The organism is Marinobacter sp. AL4B (genome assembly GCF_019916045.1).
Taxonomy (GTDB): Bacteria; Pseudomonadota; Gammaproteobacteria; order Pseudomonadales; family Oleiphilaceae; genus Marinobacter.
In genome coordinates this window covers 530,143-548,910 of sequence record NZ_JAILWZ010000011.1, presented here as the reverse complement: position 1 = coordinate 548,910, position 18,768 = coordinate 530,143, and the positions used below count along the sequence as shown (strand labels likewise).

At 52.9% G+C, this 18,768-nt stretch carries 20 protein-coding genes; 16 read left to right on the top strand and 4 right to left on the bottom strand.

Going from position 1 to position 18,768, the window contains the following annotated elements:
- Nucleotides 1-59 precede the first annotated feature (59 nt).
- The gene (locus K5L82_RS06700) at nt 60-218 is read right to left on the bottom strand and encodes a hypothetical protein (RefSeq protein WP_165950601.1); all 159 of its coding nucleotides are present in this window, start codon (nt 216-218) and stop codon (nt 60-62) included.
- On the opposite strand from K5L82_RS06700, the gene rluC reads away from it, so the two are divergent.
- From rluC to K5L82_RS06685, 3 genes are read left to right on the top strand one after another with little or no spacing between them, the layout of a single operon-like run.
- Entirely contained in the window at nt 217-1,275 is a 1,059-nt protein-coding gene (gene rluC / locus K5L82_RS06695) for a 23S rRNA pseudouridine(955/2504/2580) synthase RluC (protein WP_223133607.1), read from the top strand. The two genes, K5L82_RS06700 and rluC, sit on opposite strands and share 2 nt — an antisense overlap.
- 5 nt (nt 1,276-1,280) lie before the next feature.
- Entirely contained in the window at nt 1,281-1,928 is a 648-nt protein-coding gene (locus K5L82_RS06690; RefSeq protein WP_133005892.1) for an HAD family hydrolase, read from the top strand.
- Nucleotides 1,929-1,967: 39 nt separating this feature from the next.
- A complete protein-coding gene (locus K5L82_RS06685) occupies nt 1,968-2,966 on the top strand; it encodes a S49 family peptidase (protein ID WP_223133606.1) in 999 nt (332 codons plus the stop codon).
- Nucleotides 2,967-2,985: 19 nt separating this feature from the next.
- Here the strand turns inward: K5L82_RS06685 and K5L82_RS06680 are convergent, their stop codons facing one another.
- On the bottom strand, nt 2,986-3,579 hold the full coding sequence (locus K5L82_RS06680) for a Maf family protein (protein ID WP_223133605.1): 594 nt from the start codon (nt 3,577-3,579) through the stop codon (nt 2,986-2,988).
- Nucleotides 3,580-3,716: 137 nt separating this feature from the next.
- Between K5L82_RS06680 and K5L82_RS06675 the strand changes: the two genes are divergently transcribed.
- From K5L82_RS06675 to putP, 12 genes are all read left to right on the top strand, one after another.
- Nucleotides 3,717-4,274: a YceD family protein gene (locus K5L82_RS06675; RefSeq protein WP_133005889.1), complete on the top strand. Its 558-nt coding sequence runs from the start codon at nt 3,717-3,719 to the stop codon at nt 4,272-4,274.
- A gap of 30 nt (nt 4,275-4,304) precedes the next feature.
- Nucleotides 4,305-4,484, top strand: a complete 180-nt coding sequence (gene rpmF / locus K5L82_RS06670) for a 50S ribosomal protein L32 (protein WP_114333439.1) — start codon at nt 4,305-4,307, stop codon at nt 4,482-4,484.
- Nucleotides 4,485-4,525: 41 nt separating this feature from the next.
- Complete coding sequence (gene plsX / locus K5L82_RS06665) at nt 4,526-5,530, top strand: phosphate acyltransferase PlsX (protein ID WP_207924348.1); 1,005 nt, start codon at nt 4,526-4,528, stop codon at nt 5,528-5,530.
- Between the two features lie 112 nt (nt 5,531-5,642).
- Entirely contained in the window at nt 5,643-6,581 is a 939-nt protein-coding gene (gene fabD / locus K5L82_RS06660) for an ACP S-malonyltransferase (protein ID WP_223133604.1), read from the top strand.
- A gap of 15 nt (nt 6,582-6,596) precedes the next feature.
- Nucleotides 6,597-7,340, top strand: a complete 744-nt coding sequence (gene fabG, locus K5L82_RS06655; protein ID WP_223133603.1) for a 3-oxoacyl-ACP reductase FabG — start codon at nt 6,597-6,599, stop codon at nt 7,338-7,340.
- A gap of 133 nt (nt 7,341-7,473) precedes the next feature.
- Nucleotides 7,474-7,707 carry an acyl carrier protein gene (gene acpP / locus K5L82_RS06650; protein ID WP_114333443.1) on the top strand — a complete coding sequence of 78 codons (234 nt, stop codon included), beginning with the start codon at nt 7,474-7,476 and terminating at the stop codon, nt 7,705-7,707.
- Between the two features lie 126 nt (nt 7,708-7,833).
- The gene (fabF, locus tag K5L82_RS06645; protein WP_223133602.1) at nt 7,834-9,081 is read left to right on the top strand and encodes a beta-ketoacyl-ACP synthase II; all 1,248 of its coding nucleotides are present in this window, start codon (nt 7,834-7,836) and stop codon (nt 9,079-9,081) included.
- Nucleotides 9,082-9,088: 7 nt separating this feature from the next.
- Nucleotides 9,089-9,907 (top strand): aminodeoxychorismate lyase, encoded by an 819-nt coding sequence (gene pabC, locus K5L82_RS06640; protein ID WP_223133601.1) that lies wholly within the window; start codon nt 9,089-9,091, stop codon nt 9,905-9,907.
- Nucleotides 9,908-9,912: 5 nt separating this feature from the next.
- Nucleotides 9,913-10,977 (top strand): endolytic transglycosylase MltG, encoded by a 1,065-nt coding sequence (gene mltG / locus K5L82_RS06635; protein WP_316933371.1) that lies wholly within the window; start codon nt 9,913-9,915, stop codon nt 10,975-10,977.
- Complete coding sequence (gene tmk, locus K5L82_RS06630; protein ID WP_223133600.1) at nt 10,977-11,621, top strand: dTMP kinase; 645 nt, start codon at nt 10,977-10,979, stop codon at nt 11,619-11,621. Before mltG ends, tmk begins: the two co-directional genes overlap by 1 nt.
- A 4-nt stretch (nt 11,622-11,625) precedes the next feature.
- On the top strand, nt 11,626-12,405 hold the full coding sequence (locus K5L82_RS06625; RefSeq protein ID WP_133005882.1) for an AraC family transcriptional regulator: 780 nt from the start codon (nt 11,626-11,628) through the stop codon (nt 12,403-12,405).
- A gap of 301 nt (nt 12,406-12,706) precedes the next feature.
- Complete coding sequence (gene putP / locus K5L82_RS06620; RefSeq protein ID WP_133005881.1) at nt 12,707-14,197, top strand: sodium/proline symporter PutP; 1,491 nt, start codon at nt 12,707-12,709, stop codon at nt 14,195-14,197.
- Nucleotides 14,198-14,349: 152 nt separating this feature from the next.
- Here putP and K5L82_RS06615 read toward each other — a convergent pair whose 3' ends face one another.
- Nucleotides 14,350-16,944 (bottom strand): bifunctional aconitate hydratase 2/2-methylisocitrate dehydratase, encoded by a 2,595-nt coding sequence (locus tag K5L82_RS06615; protein ID WP_223134008.1) that lies wholly within the window; start codon nt 16,942-16,944, stop codon nt 14,350-14,352.
- Between the two features lie 258 nt (nt 16,945-17,202).
- Between K5L82_RS06615 and K5L82_RS06610 the strand changes: the two genes are divergently transcribed.
- Nucleotides 17,203-17,811: a tRNA-(ms[2]io[6]A)-hydroxylase gene (locus K5L82_RS06610; protein WP_223133599.1), complete on the top strand. Its 609-nt coding sequence runs from the start codon at nt 17,203-17,205 to the stop codon at nt 17,809-17,811.
- A 45-nt stretch (nt 17,812-17,856) separates the two neighbouring features.
- Here the strand turns inward: K5L82_RS06610 and K5L82_RS06605 are convergent, their stop codons facing one another.
- Nucleotides 17,857-18,738, bottom strand: coding sequence for a LysR family transcriptional regulator (locus tag K5L82_RS06605; RefSeq protein ID WP_133005879.1), 882 nt, complete (start codon nt 18,736-18,738; stop codon nt 17,857-17,859).
- Nucleotides 18,739-18,768 lie beyond the last annotated feature (30 nt).

Genomic DNA, 18,768 nt, shown 5'->3' with positions numbered 1-18,768 from the left:
GTGCATCGGGAGTTTGACTCACGCCGGGCCCGGTAATGATTGGGTATTCGGCGTTCAATCTAGTAATCAGTGTCGGTATACTGCTGCCGCTCCGGCTTCTGAACAAAATTCTTCAGGCCGTAGACAAACGGCAGAGCACGTCGGAATATAACAGTAAACTCGTAGCTGTACAATCCTGTATCCAAGCGCCCGGTGCAAGCCGGAATAAGGTATTTCATGTCACAGAAACCGGCTTCCCGGAAACAGCCCCATAAAGCTCGCTCAACGCACGGTGCGAATGAGAGTCGTGGTGGTAAGCCTGACTTGGTCTCGCAGCCTGCTGCTAAGGTTCAAAAAGGCGTTCAGTTTGTTGACGTTGATGCAGATATGGCCGGGCAGCGTATTGATAACTTTTTATTGGCCCGGCTTCGTGGTGTGCCCAAGAGTATTGTGTATCGCATCGTTCGAAAGGGTGAGGTGCGGGTGAATAAAGGGCGTGTGAAGCCTGACACTCGTGTTAAAGAGGGGGATGTTGTGCGCATTCCGCCTATCGTACAGCAAGCCAAACCCGAGCAACCAAAGCCCGGCGATCGCGTGCAGAATGTGGTTGAGGCCGCAGTGGTGTTTGAAAACTCTGAAATGCTGGTGGTCAATAAGCCCGCTGGTATTGCGGTTCACGGCGGAAGTGGCCTCAGCTTCGGGTTGATTGAAGTGCTGCGCTCGTCTCGCCCTCAAGCAAAATTTCTTGAGTTGGTGCACCGGCTGGACCGTGACACTTCCGGTTTGGTGATGGTGGCTAAAAAGCGGTCGGCGCTTCGTTTTTTGCAGGATGAGTTGCGTCAAAAAAGAATGCGTAAGCGGTATCACGCTCTCGTGATTGGTTCCTGGCCGAAAAAACTAACCCGTGTTGCCGAGCCGTTGTTACGCTACGAGATGCCAAATGGTGAGCGTCGGGTGAAGGTGAATCCCGAGGGTAAAGAATCGCTCACCCTTTATAAGAGTTTGGCAAACTACGATGGCTATAGTTTGGTAGAGGCTTCGCCGGTGACCGGCCGAACCCATCAAATCCGTGTGCACAGTGCGTGGGGTGGTCACCCGATTGCCGGTGATGATAAGTACATGGATGATGCAAGCCTGAAGGCTTTCAGAAAAATAGGTGGTGAGCGATTGATGCTTCATGCACGTTCTTTGGAATTCCGGTTACCGGTTACGGAAGAACCCATGTTCCTCGAAGCACCGTATGATAAGGCTTTCGGAAAGCTTATTGATCAACTAACTCGACGCAGTAAGGATTAGCAGAAATGAACGTTAAAGCAGTGATATTTGATTGGGATGGAACGCTGATCGATTCTGTTGATCATATTGCCGAAAGCTTGCAGCAAGCGGCGATGGAGTTGGGGTACCCGAATCTGGAGCTTGCAGCCTACCGGGATATTGTTGGATTAGGCATGATCGAGGCGCTACAGAAACTGTATCCCGGTGTAAGTGATGAAGAAATCGTACGTATTCGCGAAGGGTATTCGGGTTACTTCTTTAAAAAGGTGACTACCCCGCAGAATGTGTTCGATGGCATGGCAGATGTGGTGGCTGATATTCGCACGTCTGGTCGAGGCTGTTCCGTTGCAACTGGAAAAAGCCGTCGCGGGCTTGCTCAGGCGCTGACAACCAGTGGTCTGGGTCATCACTTTGATACCTCCAGGTGCGCCGATGAAACCCGCTCAAAGCCAGATCCATTAATGCTTGAAGAAATTCTGGAGTTTTACGGATTTCAGGCCGAAGAAGTGGTAATGATCGGCGACACCCATTACGACCTGGAAATGGCGCGAAGGATTGGTATGCCCTCTATTGGTGTGGAGTGGGGAGCGCATCCAAGAGAAGCGCTGTTGGATTGCCAGCCTCATGCCGTGGTGAGCTCGGTCGGCGATTTGCGTCGTGTTCTTGGGCTTTGATGTGTATTTATTAAGTGTTTGCGAGTAAAGGGATAGAGAATGAGTGATTCGGAATCGGGCAAGGGTGGTATTTTTGGTTCGAGAAAGCCAGCAATACCACCGGAGTCGAACCGCGACTGGAAGTTGATTGAAAAGCTGGTGATGTCGCTTCAGGCAGAGCAAAAGCGAAGCCGCCGTTGGGGCATCTTTTTTAAATTGCTCACGTTCATTTATTTGTTTGCGCTGATTGCGATGATTCGGTCGCCCATCAGTGATGGTATGGGTGTGGTTCCGGACCAGCATACGGCTCTGGTCGAGTTGAGCGGCCCGATTTCAGCGGATGAGCTGGCGAGTGCCGATAATTTGGTTGGTTCGCTGCGAGCGGCGTTTGAGGCGGAAACCTCGAAAGCGGTTGTTTTGCGAATAAACAGTCCGGGCGGAAGTCCTGTGCAGTCGGGTTATGTGTATGACGAGATCAAGCGTCTGCGCCAGGAGTACCCCGAGAAGAAAGTGTACGCCGTGATTGCAGATGTCGGTGCCTCAGGCGCTTATTATATTGCGGCTGCAGCGGATGAGATTTACGCAAACCGTGCCAGCCTTGTGGGTTCGATCGGTGTTGTGGCCGGTGGATTCGGATTCAATACGTTGATGGAAAAGCTGGGGGTAGAGCGCCGTTTGTACACCGCCGGCGAGAATAAAGCATTTCTGGATCCCTTCACGCCAGAGCGAGAAGAGGATGTGGAATTTTGGCAGAGCGTACTCGAGAACACGCACAACCAATTCATTTCGGCCGTCAAGGAAGGTCGTGGCGACCGGTTGGTCGATAATGACAAGTTATTCAGTGGCTTGGTTTGGAGTGGTGAGCAGGCGCTGGAATTTGGCTTGATCGATGGTTTGGGTAGTAGCTCTTGGGTGGCACGTGAAGTGGTGGGTGCCGAAGAGTTGGTCGATTACAGTCGTGGGCCTTCGCCATTCCAGCAGTTCATTGAGCAGCTGGGGGTGTCGTTTGGCGAAGGGGTGGCTGCGCATTTGCTTCAGTCGCGGCTTGAACTGCGTTAATTGACGGTTTGATGGCTGGCTAGTTGTCGAGGAGTGGGTTTACGCCGAATTCCCGCAACATGCCAGCAAGGGCGATAAGGGGTAGGCCGATAAGGCTGTTAGGATCCTGGCCTTCCAGGCTGCTGAAAAGCGTGATGCCCAATCCCTCCATTTTAAAGCTGCCGGCACAGTCGTAGGGTTGCTCTTTGTTCAGATAACCGGTGATTTCATCTCGCGAGAGATTTCGAAAGCGCACAGTGAATAGCTCGCAGTGGGTCTTTAAATCGCCGGTTTGGCTGTCTAGTACCGCCAGGCCGGTGCAGAACTGCACGCACTGACCGCTGCTGCGGGTCAGTTGTTTGACGGCTTGTTCGTGTGAGTTAGGTTTATTGAGTAGGCTGCCGTCGGGCAGGGTGGCTACCTGGTCAGATCCGATAAGAAGTGTGTTTGGATGGCTCTTCGCTAGAGCCCGCGCTTTTTCAGTGGCCAAGCGTACGGCGAGCGTTTCTGCATTTTCAGCTGGGGTGGGGCTTTCGTCGATGTCGGGGCTGGCGCAGTCGAAGGGTAGATTGAGGCGCTCCAGCAGTTGTTTTCGGTACGGTGACGATGAAGCGAGCAAAATAGTACGTTTCATAGGGGCCTGATTGCTGTGTGTTCGTTGAGTGGATTGCTGGGAATATCGTAGAATACCCCTACTTAAACGGGAAGGCTTGCCATAAAAGCGATTAAGTCTTTGACAGCAGGCGGTCTCCTCCCTAAAATTGCGCGCCTATGACTAAAGCGCCGAACGCCGAACTTCCAAAATCTGTTGATCCCATACGGTTGGCGGAACAAAAAGCGACACTTGAGGGGGTAATACCGCTCGAGGGTCTTGCTCGTTTTGGAGAAGCGGTAGGTGGCTCGCAAAAAGGCCGCGAATGCCACGCAGAACTGTCCTTCTATCAGGATGGTGAGCGCCGGAGGGTTGTATCAGGAGAGTTGTCGGCTCCGGTCACTCTGGTGTGTCAGCGTTGTATGAACGACATGCAGGTCACGTTGACGTCGAGCTTTGATTTGGGTCTGGTCAGCAGTGATGAGCAGGCTCAACGGTTACCAAAAACGTTGGAACCGTTCCTTTGTGAGGATTTCACGGCGAACTTGTGGGAAATGGTAGAAGACGAGCTTCTCCTAGTGTTGCCCCCGTTCCCGCTTCACGAAAGGGATGAGTGTCCGGCGAAAGAAGACCTTGAAGCGCTGGAGCCGTCAAACGCTCCTGTTGAGCCCGAGGCGAAGAAAAGAGATGATAATCCGTTCAGCGTGCTGGCGGGTTTCAAGACTACTAAGCATTAACGTTTTCATAAATAGGTCAGGAGTTTAACCATGGCTGTACAGAAGAGTCGCAAGACCCGTTCCAAGCGCGGCATGCGCCGTTCACACGACGCGCTGCCAACTTCCGCGCTGTCCACTGATGCAACAACTGGTGAAGTTCATCGTCGCCACCACGTATCTCCGGATGGTTTCTACCGCGGCAAGCAGGTTGTTGAAGCGCGCGACGAGTAATACTCGACGCTATCTTCTGACCTGTGTCTTATGGACGAGCGGTGAGTAATCCAATCACCATTGCCGTCGATGCCATGAGCGGTGATCGTGGTGCCGAGGTGGTCGTCCATGCTGCGCTGGAAGCGGTGCGTGAAAATGAGGCCTTGAGTCTTGTTCTGGTTGGTATCCGGAGCGAGCTTGAGGCCTTGTTGCATGATGGGCATCCCAGAATTCGCGTTGTTGAAGCGGCCGATGTGGTGCGCATGAACGAACGCCCTTCCCATGCTTTACGCCACAAGCGCAATTCCTCTATGGCTATCGCCCTCGGTCTGGTTCGTGATGGCGAGGCTCAAGGCTGTGTCAGTGCCGGCAACACCGGAGCGCTCATGGCTTTTGGGCGGTCTTTGATCCGTATGTACCCTGGGATCGAGCGGCCAGCTATCGCTAAACTTATTCCCTCTCTTCGTGGTCGATGTCTCGTTCTGGACCTCGGTGCTAATGTCGATTCCAGTGCTGAAAATCTCTATCAATATGCGTTGATGGGTTCCTTGATGGCCACTGCCGTCTCCGAACTTGCAGAGCCCCGTATTGCCTTGCTTAATGTGGGTGAAGAAGAGATAAAGGGTAATGAGCAGGTGCGCCTGGCATCACACATGCTCGCCCAGTCCGAATCTTTGAACTATATAGGGTATGTCGAGGGTAGCGACCTATTTCGGGACGTCGCTGATGTTGTAGTCTGTGATGGGTTCGTTGGCAACATCGCGCTCAAAACGGGCGAGGGCGTTGCCGGGTTGCTTATTGAGTTGCTGGAGCAGGCTTTTACCCGCTCCATGTATGGTCGTATCGTGGGGTTGTTGGCTCGGCCGGTTATGGGGCGTTTGTTGCAGTTGATGGATCCCTCCCGGCATAACGGTGCCAGCCTTTTAGGGCTGCAAGGCGTTGTTATAAAAAGCCACGGTAACGCCAACGAGCGAGCAATGCTGGCTGCGATACGGCAGGCGGTGTGCGAAGTAACTCACGAAGTTCCCCGCAGGATTAATGAGCGGCTTGATGACTTGTTGTTTTAGGTTGTTTGAGACTAAAGTCGGCCCCTATTAACTTACTTTATCGCGGATAATTGGCCGAGCTTGTACTATTGGCTAATCTCCTCTAATCCCCAATAACGATAAGATCGCTCCTATGAAATCAGCGTTTATTTTTCCCGGACAAGGTTCTCAGTCGGTTGGCATGTTATCAAGTGCTGCTGAAGCATGGCCGATGATCGCTGAAACCTTTAGTGATGCTTCTAATGTGCTTGGCTATGACCTCTGGCACGTATGCCAGAACGGTCCGGCTGAGGAACTTAATCAAACAATGGTTACCCAGCCCGTTCTGCTGACGGCCAGCGTGGCACTGTGGCGCCAGTGGTTAGTGTCCGGTGGGCCGCAGCCCAGTTTCGTGGCGGGCCACAGCTTGGGTGAATACAGTGCGCTGGTGGCGGCCGAGAGTCTCGATTTTGTTGAGGCTGTTAAGCTCGTCCAGCTGCGCGGTGAGCTGATGCAAGAGGCTGTGCCAGCTGGCGAAGGCAAAATGGCTGCGATACTTGGGTTGGACGATGCCGAAGTAATTGCCGCGTGCGAAGAGTCTGCGCAGGGTGATGTGGTTGCCGCGGTGAACTTCAATGCACCGGGGCAGGTAGTTATTGCCGGTTCTTTAGCAGCAGTAGAGCGAGCAATCGAAGCGTGTAAAGCTCGTGGTGCTCGTAAAGCCATGTCGTTGCCCGTCAGTGTGCCTTCTCATTGTGCACTGATGAAAGGCGCTGCAGAAGAGTTGGCGGATGCACTGGACGATGTGAGGTTTAATGACGCTGTCATCCCCGTTGTGCAGAATGTTCATGCAGGGGTTGCGACAGACGCAGATACCTTGAAATCGAACTTGTTGAAGCAGCTGTATTCTCCGGTGTTGTGGACGGATTCGATCCGCACGCTGACCAGCGAAGGTGTTGGAGTAGCGGTTGAATGCGGTTCTGGCAAGGTTCTGGCCGGTTTGGTCAAGCGCATTGAGCGTGGCTTGCCAGTACATGGTATTGAAGATCCTGATTCTATGGCGGGTGCTATCGAAGCACTGCGTCAATCCTGATAGGCGGAGTAGGTTATGTCGTTGGAAGGCAAGGTAGCGCTGGTTACCGGGGCAACTCGGGGCATTGGTAAGGCCATTGCTCACGCATTGGCGCATTTGGGTGCTGAAGTGATTGGCACCGCAACAAGTGCTGAAGGCGCTGCCTCTATATCCGAAGGGCTGAAAGCGGCCGGGTATAACGGCTATGGCCTTGTAATGAATGTGGCGGACCCGGAAAGCATTGATGCAGGATTGAAACAGATCGCAGAAAAATCAGGTGCACCACTGATTTTAGTCAATAACGCGGGTATTACTCGTGATAACTTATTGATGCGCTTGAAAGATGACGATTGGGCATCGGTGCTTGAAACCAATTTGTCCAGCGTTTATCGCACCAGCAAGGCTGTGCTGAGAGGCATGGCGAAAGCGCGCTGGGGCCGAGTGATTAACGTCAGTTCGGTGGTTGCCAGCATGGGGAACCCGGGACAGGGTAACTACTGTGCTGCCAAGGCCGGAGTTGAAGGTTTTACTCGTAGTTTGGCGAAAGAGATGTCCAACCGGGGTATTACCGCAAACTGTGTTGCGCCGGGCTTTATTGACACCGATATGACTAAAAAACTGGACGAAAAACAGCGTAACGCTATGCTGGAAATTATACCAGCAGGGCGTTTGGGTGAGCCTGAAGAGATTGCTTCCGTTGTGGCTTTCCTGGCATCCGATGGTGCTGCTTACGTTACAGGTGAAACGATTCATGTGAATGGCGGCATGTATATGGGGTAAGTGCCGCTAGGCGCGGTATTGCAACCCTCTGTCGTATAACATGTTTAACTGATCGCCCTGCTTGTCTGCAGGTAGGGTTTAAACTAAACTGGCAATCATTGAGTTGCTTGGTTGACACTAAAGTGAGGACATTATGAGTACAGTTGAAGAGCGCGTTAAGAAGATCGTATGCGAACAGTTGGGCGTTAAAGAGTCCGAAGTTCAGAACACATCTTCTTTTGTAGAGGATCTTGGCGCTGACTCACTGGACACTGTTGAGCTGGTTATGGCCCTTGAAGAGGAATTCGAAACTGAAATTCCTGACGAAGAAGCCGAGAAGCTGGGCACGGTTCAGAACGCGATCGACTACATCGTCGCGCATACCTGATACTCTGCTGATCAGATTGCCAGGCGAAAGCCGTCCTTTTTTGCAAATTGAAGGACGGCTTTTTTATTGGCTAAATATCAGCAAGGTTGATGGATATTTTTAAAGAACAATCAGGTGAATGAGGATATGAGCAAACGACGGGTTGTTATCACGGGCATGGGAATGCTTTCACCGGTGGGGAACGATGTAGCGTCCTCATGGGATGCAGTGTGCGCCGGGCGGAGCGGTATTGGCGCGATAGATCGCTTTGACGCAACCGACTACAACACACGCATTGGTGGTGCCGTCAAAAATCTCGATATGGAACCCTGGTTGTCCAGCAAGGAAGCGAGAAAACTTGACCCTTTTATTCACTATGGTTTGATTGCGGCACAGCAGGCGGTGGATGACAGTGGTTTGGAGCAATATGGCAAGCTAGACCGTGAACGTGTCGGTATTGCGATTGGCTCCGGTATTGGCGGTCTGGAATACATAGAAAAGAACATTATCCAGATGGAGAAGTCGGGGCCTCGTAAGGTTTCTCCTTTCTTTGTGCCGGCCTCGGTCATCAACATGATTTCGGGTAACACTGCCATTCGTTTTGGTTACAAAGGCCCGAACATTGCCATTGTGACAGCCTGCACCACCGGCACCCACAATATCGGCTATGCGGCGCGCACCATTGCTTACGGTGACGCAGATGTTATGTTGGCGGGCGGTTCAGAAATGGCGACAACGCGTTCAGCGGTTGCCGCTTTCTCGTCTGCACGAGCTTTGTCGACACGCAACGATGAGCCTGAGAAGGCCAGTCGCCCTTGGGACAAGGACCGTGATGGCTTTGTGTTAAGTGATGGGGCTGGTGTGCTAGTGCTGGAAGCGCTCGAGCACGCTCAAGCTCGTGGCGCTACCATTTATGGTGAGGTTACAGGGTTTGGCATGAGCGATGATGCCTACCATATTACGTCGCCCCCTGAAGGTGGTGAGGGTGCGGCCCGTTCAATGGCCAATGCGATTCGCGATGCGGGCCTGTCGGTGGATCAGGTGGATTATATTAACGCCCACGGCACGTCCACTCAGGCTGGTGATATTGCCGAGGTAGCGGCGGTTAAGTCGGTCTTTGGTAAACATGCTGAAAACCTCGCGGTAAGCAGTACTAAATCGATGACTGGCCATTTGTTGGGTGCGGCGGGAGCTGTAGAGGCGATTTTCTCAGTTTTGGCTGTTCGTGATGGTATTTTGCCGCCGACCATTAATCTTGATAACCCGGCTGATGGGTGTGATTTGGATTTTGTGCCACACAACAGCCGAAAAGCCGACATTAAAGTCGCTTTGTCTAATTCGTTCGGCTTCGGCGGCACCAACGGTACGCTGATTTTTAGCCGATTCGAGGGCTGAGCTCATCGTGGTCACGCTATATTGGGCGGAAGACGGTGTTTTTCCGCCTAGTGATCGAGGGCTGGCCTATGGTGACGGGCTATTTGAAACAATCCGGGTTGATGGTGGTAATGCCCATCTGATTAACTATCATTTGGACAGAATGATCCGGGACGCGGCACGTCTGCGCATTCCCATTCACCGGGCTGAGCTTGAGCGACTATTCCATCAAGCGCTAAAGCGGTATTCCGATCATTATTCTGGGAGTTCTTGGGTGCTCAAGTTGACGCTCTCCCGAGGCTCAGGTGGCCGAGGCTATCGTCCAACACCAGACATGCAACCCAACCTTCTGATTTCTCACGCTGCTATGCCGGCATTGGCTCCGAACACTGGCGTAGCCGTTGATTTCTCTCGTGTGCCATTGACCGTGAACCCATTATTTTCCGGTATGAAGTCGTTGAACCGGATTGAGCAGGTAATGGCCGCCTCGGAGCTCCAAGACGGGGTGTTTGAGATGCTCATGGCAAACGCTGAAGGCCATATTGTTGAGGGAACACGCACCAATCTTTTCATCGAAACGGATCATGGTTGGTGTACTCCGTCGCCTGACTCGGTCGCCGTCCTGGGAGTGATGCGTAGGTATGTTATGGAGCGCCTTCGAGCAAATGCGGAAGAGGTTCACGAAGCACCTGTTTTGCTGGAGGACATGTTCGCATCCACTTGCCGGGGCGTTTATTTGACCAACAGCGTGCAAGGTGTGGTTTCTGTGCGGACATTAGCCGGACAAGATTTGCCTGTTACCGGCCGGCTTGCGACAATCTGCGGTTCAACTCCAACAATGGAATAATACGCGTGTTCAGGAAGTTATTAGTTTCGGTTTTCGCTCTGGGCGTGATTGCAGCGGCGACTGCGGGACTGTGGGTATGGCAGGGCTTGGGCACGCTTGAGAAGCCGGTGGCACTCGAAGAACCATTGTTGTTCAGTGTTGAGCACGGCACCTCATTCAATGGCCTTACACACGAGCTTGCTCGCCAAGGGCTAGTTTCTGATTCACTTTGGTTACGGTTGTATGGGCGTTTGAAGCCCGAGCTTACCCGCATCAAGGCCGGAGATTATGAGCTGACACCGGGGATGACCCCGCTGGAAATCGTTGATTCAATGGTAGAAGGCAAGGTTAAACTGTGGGCGGTTCAGTTTATCGAGGGTTGGACGTTTGCTGAACTGCGTAGCGCGCTGGCGAAGTCCGATAACTTGAAGAAAGTAACGACAGACTGGACCGATAAAAAAATCATGGAAGCCGTGGGTGCTAAGGGCGCGCATCCTGAAGGATGGTTTTTTCCGGATACATACATGTTCAGTGGCAGTGAAACAGATTTGGACATTCTGAAACGCGCCTACAATCGAATGACCCGGCTGCTAGAGCAGGAGTGGGGCGAGCGTGGTAAAGATCTCCCCTACGATACGCCATACCAGGCCCTGATTATGGCCTCGATTGTCGAGCGTGAAACTGGCGCACCTTATGAGCGAGAGCAAGTGGCGGGCGTTTTTGTCCGCCGATTGGAGAAAGGAATGCGTCTGCAGACAGATCCAACCGTTATCTACGGCATGGGAGATAAATACGACGGCCGAATTCGCCGGCGCGATCTGCGTAAGCACACACCTTATAACACGTATCGTATTGATGGCTTGCCGCCCACGCCGATAGCACTTCCTGGGCGAGACTCCATTCACGCCGCTCTGCATCCGGATGACGGTGACGCGTTGTATTTTGTCGCCCAAGGTGACGGTAGTCACAAGTTTTCGAAAACCTTGGCAGAGCACCAGAGGGCTGTCAGAGCTTTTCAGTTGAATCGCAAAGAAGGGTATCGGTCTTATCCGATTCCGGATGCAAAAACTAACAACGGCGGAGATCAGTAATGGCAGCTCGAGGCCGTTTTATTACCTTTGAAGGCAGCGAGGGTGTCGGCAAGTCTACGCAGATGAAAAATGCTGCTGAGGTTCTTGAATCCTTGGGTATTGATTGTCTGGTGACTCGAGAACCGGGCGGTACGCCGATGGCAGAGAATATTCGTGAGCTTTTGTTGGCTCCCCGTGATGAGGCAGTTCACGAAATGACGGAGTTACTGCTGATGTTTGCTGCTCGGGCCCAGCACCTGCACACACGAATTTTACCAGCGTTAGATGCTGGTAAGTGGGTGCTGTGCGACCGTTTTACCGATGCTACTTTCGCTTACCAAGGTGGAGGGCGCGGTGTATCGAAAGAGCGCATTGCCGTGCTCGAATCACTGGTGCAGGGCGACGTGCGCCCTGATCACGTTATTTTGCTGGATGCGCCTGTAGAAACTGGAATGGCGCGTGCCAAACATCGCGGGGAGCTAGACCGATTCGAGCAGGAACATGTCGAGTTTTTCCAGCGTATTCGCAATAGTTACCTGGAACGCGCTACGGCGAATCCCGGCCAATACCATATTGTAAATGCCGCGTTGCCGCTGGAGCAGGTTTCAGAGAGCGTCACAGCGTTGCTTAGAGCATTGGCCAAAGCGCCTCTGCTGGCAGGGTAGGGTCATGCTAGATGCCAGGATCGTAAAGCTTCCCGCGAACGCTCAGCAACATCACCACGAGCATCATCAGGTTGTTGTGGGGGTCCGTGGCGCGGCCGAGTTGTGTGTCGATGGGCTCGGCGCGTATCTCGATACTTGGAAAGCGTGTTTGGTACCCACAGAGATTGAACACGATTACTGTGGTGATCAGAAAAATCATGTATTGGTGATTAATCTCGATCCCCAGAGCCCTGCACTTGAGTCTGCAGCTCATAGAGAGTACGAATTACTCGCCCGAATGTTCGATAAGCCCTGTACCGTTCAGATGGATCACCGCTTGCAGGGGCTGGTTCAATTTGCCGCGGGTGAATTTGATCGGGCACCGGACAACGTGCCGCTGCACCGTCATTTAGCTGGGAGTATCTTGTATAGCATGGCGGATCGGGTGGTCGATGGAACGTCGATTAAGCCGAGTCGTCACAGTGTGAGCCCAGCAGCAACCCGCCGTTTTATTCTGGATAACCTGTACCGGAAAATCACTGTTAAGGATTTGGCCGGTCAAGCCTGTTTGAGTGTTAGCCGGTTCCACGAAATTTTCCGGGAAGTGGCTGGGATTACTCCGCACCAGTTTTTGTTACAAACCCGTCTAGAGCAGGCCGCCAGTTTGCTCGCCACTAGCCAGCTGTCGGTGTCTGAAATCAGTTACCGAACAGGCTTCTCATCCCAAAGTGCTCTTACCAATGCGTTGCGCAAATATAAAGGCACAACGCCCTCAAGGCTCCAAATTCGCGAAAATGTCGCATAAATTCGGTATTAATGCGCAGTACCGGAGGATTGTGCAAAAGAATCGTAGGATTTCGTAAGCCGTGGGTCGGTAGTAATACTAACTTGTGTAGCCTGAAGTCCCGTATAGCCGATTTGTTGTTGATTTCAGTCGCAAAACACTGAGGTTTAACTATATTGAAGGAGTATCCGGGCGAGGTACGCTTCGCTTCAGTGAGGATGTCATCGGCTAGACAAGAATAACAGCGTAGTGGGCTGGCCTGAGCGTCAGAGCTGCGCTTGAAGAGCGGATATAATCCGACTCATTAAACCGGAGGAGCCTTATGGCTATTGGTGTTTGGATCAGTCTTTTTGCTTACTTTGCGCTCATGATTGCCATCGGCATTTATGCAATGCGCACGTCTACGTCTTCGTCCGAAGACTACATGCTGGGTGGACGAGCTCTCAGCCCGAAAGTAGCGGCTCTGTCGGCCGGTGCGTCTGATATGAGTGGTTGGTTGCTGCTGGGTCTTCCGGGCGCGTTGTATGTGTCTGGTTTGGCGTCAGCGTGGATCGGTATCGGCTTGTTCGTGGGTGCGTTCTTCAACTGGGTGCTGGTAGCGCCTCGTCTTCGTGAGCAGACCGTTCATTATGGCAATGCCATTACCATCCCGTCTTTCCTGGCTAACCGTTTCCCGACGAAAGCTCTTTCGCTAAGGACTGTGTCCGCGATTGTTATCGTTGTGTTCTTTGCGGTGTACACCGCTTCCGGTTTGGTTGCTGGCGGTAAGCTGTTTGAAAGTGCCTTTTCTGGCATCTTCAATTTTGGTGGTTTGACCGACTACTCCGTCGGCATTGTGATCACCTTGGGTGTGGTGCTGGCTTATACCGTTGTAGGTGGCTTCCTCGCGGTGAGCATGACCGACTTTGTCCAGGGCTGCATCATGATGCTGGCTTTGGTCATTATGCCGGCTGTTGTGCTGTTCGGCGAAGGTGGTGGTGGTTACGCCCAGGCTGCACAGACTCTTAACGAAGTTGATCCGACCTTGCTGTCTTGGACTGACGGCCTGACCTTTGTTGGTTGGTTGTCAGCGGTCACTTGGGGCTTGGGCTATTTCGGCCAGCCGCACATCATCGTTCGCTTTATGGCGATCCGTTCTCTGAAAGATGTACCGACTGCCCGTAACATTGGTATGGGTTGGATGGGGATTTCTCTGATCGGTGCGATTTCTCTGGGTGTGTTTGGTCGCGCTTATGCGGTTCGTAATGGCCTCGACATTGCCGACCCGGAAACCATTTTCATCATTCTGTCTGACATGCTGTTCCACCCGTTGATCACTGGCTTCTTGTATGCAGCGCTTCTCGCGGCGGTTATGAGTACCATCTCCAGTCAGCTGTTAGTGTCGTCGTCTTCTTTGACTGAAGACTTCTACCGCCTGTTCCTGCGCAAAGAAGCGACAGATCGTGAGTGCGTGAACGTAGGTCGTGCCTGTGTTGTAGCTGTTGGTCTGGTTGCGGCAGTGATTGCATCTGATCCTGACTCTCAGGTACTGGGTCTGGTCAGTAACGCATGGGCAGGCTTTGGTGCCGCCTTTGGTCCGCTGATCCTGCTGTCTCTGATGTGGTCCCGCACTAACGGTGCTGGCGCCATTGCAGGCATGATTGTCGGTGCCGTCACCGTTATGGTGTGGATCTCTATGGGCTGGAATGGCAGCTTTATGGGTGGTCCGGGTGTCTATGAGATTATTCCTGGCTTCTTTGCTGCGTTGATCGCCATCCTCGTGGTCAGTTCGGCTACAGCGGACGCCGGTGAATACCAGCATATTGAGCGGTAATCTGTCCGATTACGGTGCGCCGTAAGCGAAAGGGCTCCTTCGGGAGCCCTTTTTTTATGCCTGCAGAATTCCTCTAATAGCAATTCTGCAGGCATAAAAAAACGCCAGCCCGAAGGCTGGCGTTTTCATGGTGCTAAACCGAAAAGGAGTGCTTAAGCGACAGTCGCTTCAGACGCCTTCTGGGTGTAGTTCTCCATCTGGTCAAAGTTGAGATACTTGTAGATCTCAGCTGACATGCTGTCCAGATCTTTAGCGTACTCCATGTACTCCTGAGGAGTTGGAAGTTTGCCAAGGATCGCGCCAACAGAAGCCAGTTCCGCAGAGGTCAGGTACACGTTGGCACCATCGCCCAGACGGTTCGGGAAGTTCCGGGTAGAGGTAGACAGAACGGTGGACTTCGCAGCCACACGTGCCTGGTTACCCATACACAGTGAACAACCCGGCATTTCGGTGCGAACACCGGCGGTGCCGTAGATGTTGAAGTAACCTTCTTCCATCAGCTGCGCCTGATCCATCTTGGTCGGTGGAGACATCCACAGACGGGTGTTCAGGGAGCCTTTGTGCTGGTCAAGCAGCTTACCAGCGGCGCGGAAGTGACCGATGTTGGTCATGCAGGAGCCGATGAACACTTCGTCTACCTTGTCGCCAGCCACTTCAGACAGGAACTTGGCATCGTCAGGGTCGTTCGGGCAGCAAACGATCGGCTCTTTGATGTCGGCCAGATCGATTTCGACAACGTGAGAGTACTCAGCGTCTTTGTCTGCACGCATCAGCTTCGGATCAGCCAACCAGGCTTCCATCTGCTGGGCACGACGCTCCAGTGTACGTGGGTCGCCGTAACCTTCAGCGATCATCCAGCGCAGCATGGTGATGTTAGAGCGCAGGTACTCGGCAACAGAATCTTCAGACAGGTTGATGGTACAGCCAGCAGCAGAACGCTCGGCAGAGGCGTCTGACAGCTCGAAGGCCTGCTCAACAGTCAGGTGCTCAAGACCTTCGATTTCCAGGATACGACCAGAGAATTCGTTGATCTTGCCTTTCTTCTCAACGGTCAGCATGCCTTGCTTGATGCCGTACAGCGGAATCGCGTGTACCAGATCACGTAGGGTGATACCTGGCTGCATCTTGCCTTTGAAGCGAACCAGAACAGATTCTGGCATGTCCAGAGGCATAACACCTGTGGCCGCTGCAAACGCAACCAAGCCAGAACCGGCCGGGAAGGAGATGCCCATCGGGAAACGGGTGTGAGAATCACCACCCGTACCAACGGTGTCAGGCAGCAGCATACGGTTCAACCAAGAGTGGATGATGCCGTCGCCCGGACGCAGGGAAACACCGCCACGGTTGCGGATGAAGTCCGGCATGGTGTGCTGCATTTCAACGTCAACCGGCTTTGGATAAGCGGCGGTGTGACAGAATGACTGCATAACCAAGTCAGCCTGGAAGCCCAGGCAGGCCAGATCTTTCAGTTCGTCACGGGTCATAGGACCAGTAGTGTCCTGAGAGCCCACGGTAGTCATGTGAGGCTCGCAGTAGGTGCCCGGACGAACGCCTTGGCCTTCTTCCAGTCCACAAGCTTTACCAACCATCTTCTGGCCCAGGGTGAAGCCCTTGGTGCCCGCTTCAGGATCGTTCGGCAGACGGAACAGGTCGGTTGCACCCATGCCCAATGCAGTGCGTGCCTTGGCGGTCAAACCACGACCGATGATCAGAGGGATACGGCCGCCAGCCTGAACTTCGTCCAGAATAACGTCAGACTTGAAATCGAACTCGGAGATAACGTCACCGGCTTCGTTCAGAATCTTGCCTTCGTACGGGCGGATTTCGATAACGTCGCCCATGTTCATGTTGTCTACAGGTGCTTCGAATACCAAAGCGCCGGCGTCTTCCATGGTGTTGAAGAAGATCGGAGCAACTTTGTTACCGATACATACACCACCGGCACGCTTGTTCGGCACGCCCGGGATGTCGTCACCGAAGAACCACAGAACAGAGTTAGTGGCCGACTTACGGGAAGATCCGGTACCTACTACGTCACCAACGAAGGCAACGGGCAAGCCTTTGGATTTGATTTCATCAATCTGGCTCATGGGGCCAGTTACGCCTTGTTCTTCCGGCTTCAGGCCATCGCGTTCCATTTTGTAGGCAGCGCGGGCGTGCAGCGGGATGTCAGGGCGGGACCATGCATCCGGGGCTGGAGACAGGTCGTCTGTGTTGGTTTCGCCAGTAACCTTGAAAACAACCATCTTGGTGCTTTCAGGAACTTTGTTTTTGTTGGTGAACCACTCAGCGTTGGCCCAGGATTCAACCACAGACTTGGCAACGGCGTTGCCGGCGTCCATTTTTTCTTTAACGTCGTTGAATGCGTCGAACATCAGCAGGGTGTGCTTCAGTTCTTCACCAGCCAGTTCGGCCAGCTCTTCGTTGTCCAGCAGGTCAACCAAGGTTTCGATGTTGTAGCCACCTTGCATCATACCCAGCAACTGAACGGCTTTCTTGCTATCGATCAGCGGAGAGGCCGCTTCACCTTTAACAATAGCGGTCAGGAACGCAGCTTTCACGTAGGCAGCTTCGTCCACTCCTGGTGGTACGCGGTTTTCCAGAAGATCAACCAGAGTTGCTTCTTCACCGGCAGGTGGGGTTTTCAGCAGATCTACCAGAGCGGCAGTCTGTTCGGGGTTCAGCGGCTTGGGTGGGATGCCCAGAGCTGCACGTTCGGCAACGTGTTCACGATAAGCTTCTAACACGATATTGACCCTCATCAGTTGGAATTTTCCTCGCCGGTGGCATGCCGCCTGGCGGGTGTTTTATTGCGAAAAGGCCGAAGGAGCCTCTGAATAACGCCTAAATTGGCCGGCGGGGTATTCAGATTCTATTCAGAGACACCTTGATCCGGCGCTGCATTCTATAGGAAAGCACGTATAAAGTTAAGTTGGACAGAGGTCGGAGCTGTTTGTTAGCTGCGGTATACTCCTTGGTTTTAGAACCTGACCAGATTCAATGATATGACTGATGCTTTGAAGGAAATACACGACTTTCTGACGTGTCGCACTCCCCAGCAGTGGATTGAGAATGCGTTGGAGAACCAGGATTTGCTGCTGATCGACCATGCTCACTGTGAAAAAAAGGCGGCCTCTACCGCGCTCAGTCTAATGTATCGATACGTTGAAAACACAGAGTTGCTGAATAAGATGTCTCGTTTGGCCCGCGAAGAGCTGAGGCACTTTGAACAGGTATTGGCGATTATGAAAAAGCGGGGCGTGGCCTATACTCATCTTACACCCGCCAGATACGCGAGTGGTATGAGGGATCTGGTGCGTAAAGACGATCCGGGCCGTTTGGTGGATGTGTTGATTGTGGGTGCGATTATCGAGGCGCGTTCCTGTGAGCGTTTCGCTGCTTTGGCGCCCCATCTGGATGAGAAATTGAGCGAGTTTTACACTGGCTTATTGAAGTCCGAGGCTCGCCATTATCAGGACTATTTAAAACTGGCGGTACAGGCTAACGGTGCGCCGGTGGATGAGCGTGTCGCAGAGTTTATGGCAGTCGAGAAGACACTGATCGATGAGCCGGATACTGAATTCCGCTTTCACAGCGGCCCCCTACCGGCTTGATGCAGTGGCCCGAGCCTCGCTGAAGTGATGAGGGTGGGGTGTTCGTCAAAGCTGTTTGCACAGCTCTATCCACTGCGCGATACCGGCGCTGCGGTATTTTTGCTTATGCAGGATAAAGTAAAACTGGCGCTTGAATGAGCGGTGCTCCGGCATGGCAAGTGGCACCAGGCTGCCACGCTTAAACGCGTCGGCCAGCACCACCCATGACAAGCAGCCGACGCCCAGATTGGCCTCAACCGCACGCTTTATGGCTTCAGTGTGTTCCAGTTCAAGCAATACGTTGAGGTCTGGCAGCAGGCCTTGCATGCCTCGCTCAAAGCTTTGTCGGGTGCCGGACCCTTGCTCTCGCATGATCCAGGTTGCTTGCCGCAAATCATCGTCTGTTAGCTGTTTTTTTTGAGCCAGAGGATGATTAGGGGCACAAAAGGCTATGAGCTCGTCTTCACACCATGGCATGACCTCCAGTTCGGTGGCCTGCAATTCACCTTCGATTAAGCCAATATCCAATTCAAAGTCCTTAACCCGACGCGCGATGGTGCTGGTATTAGCAACCTCGAGCGATACTTTCGGTCGGGTAGGGGTGTTCATGTATTGAGCCATAACGCCAACGGCGAGATAGTTTCCAATTGTCAGGGTTGCACCCACTTTGAGTGCCCCTATTTCAGAATGTTTGCTGAACGCTTGCTCCAATTCTGTGGCCTGAGCGAGCAGCGCCTCGGCTTTCGGGCGGTACAGTCGGCCTAATTCGTTTAGTTGCAGCCGCTTGCCAACTCGATCAAATAACCGAATGTCGAACTGGCTTTCGAGTTCTTTCAGTGCGCTGCTGGCCGCAGATTGGGACATGGATAACGATTCTGCAGCTCGAGTGATGTTCTGAAAATGCGCAGCAGCGAGAAAAACTTCTAATTGGCGAAAGCTGTATTTCATGGTTTGGCTACCAAGGTAAACGCTATTTAT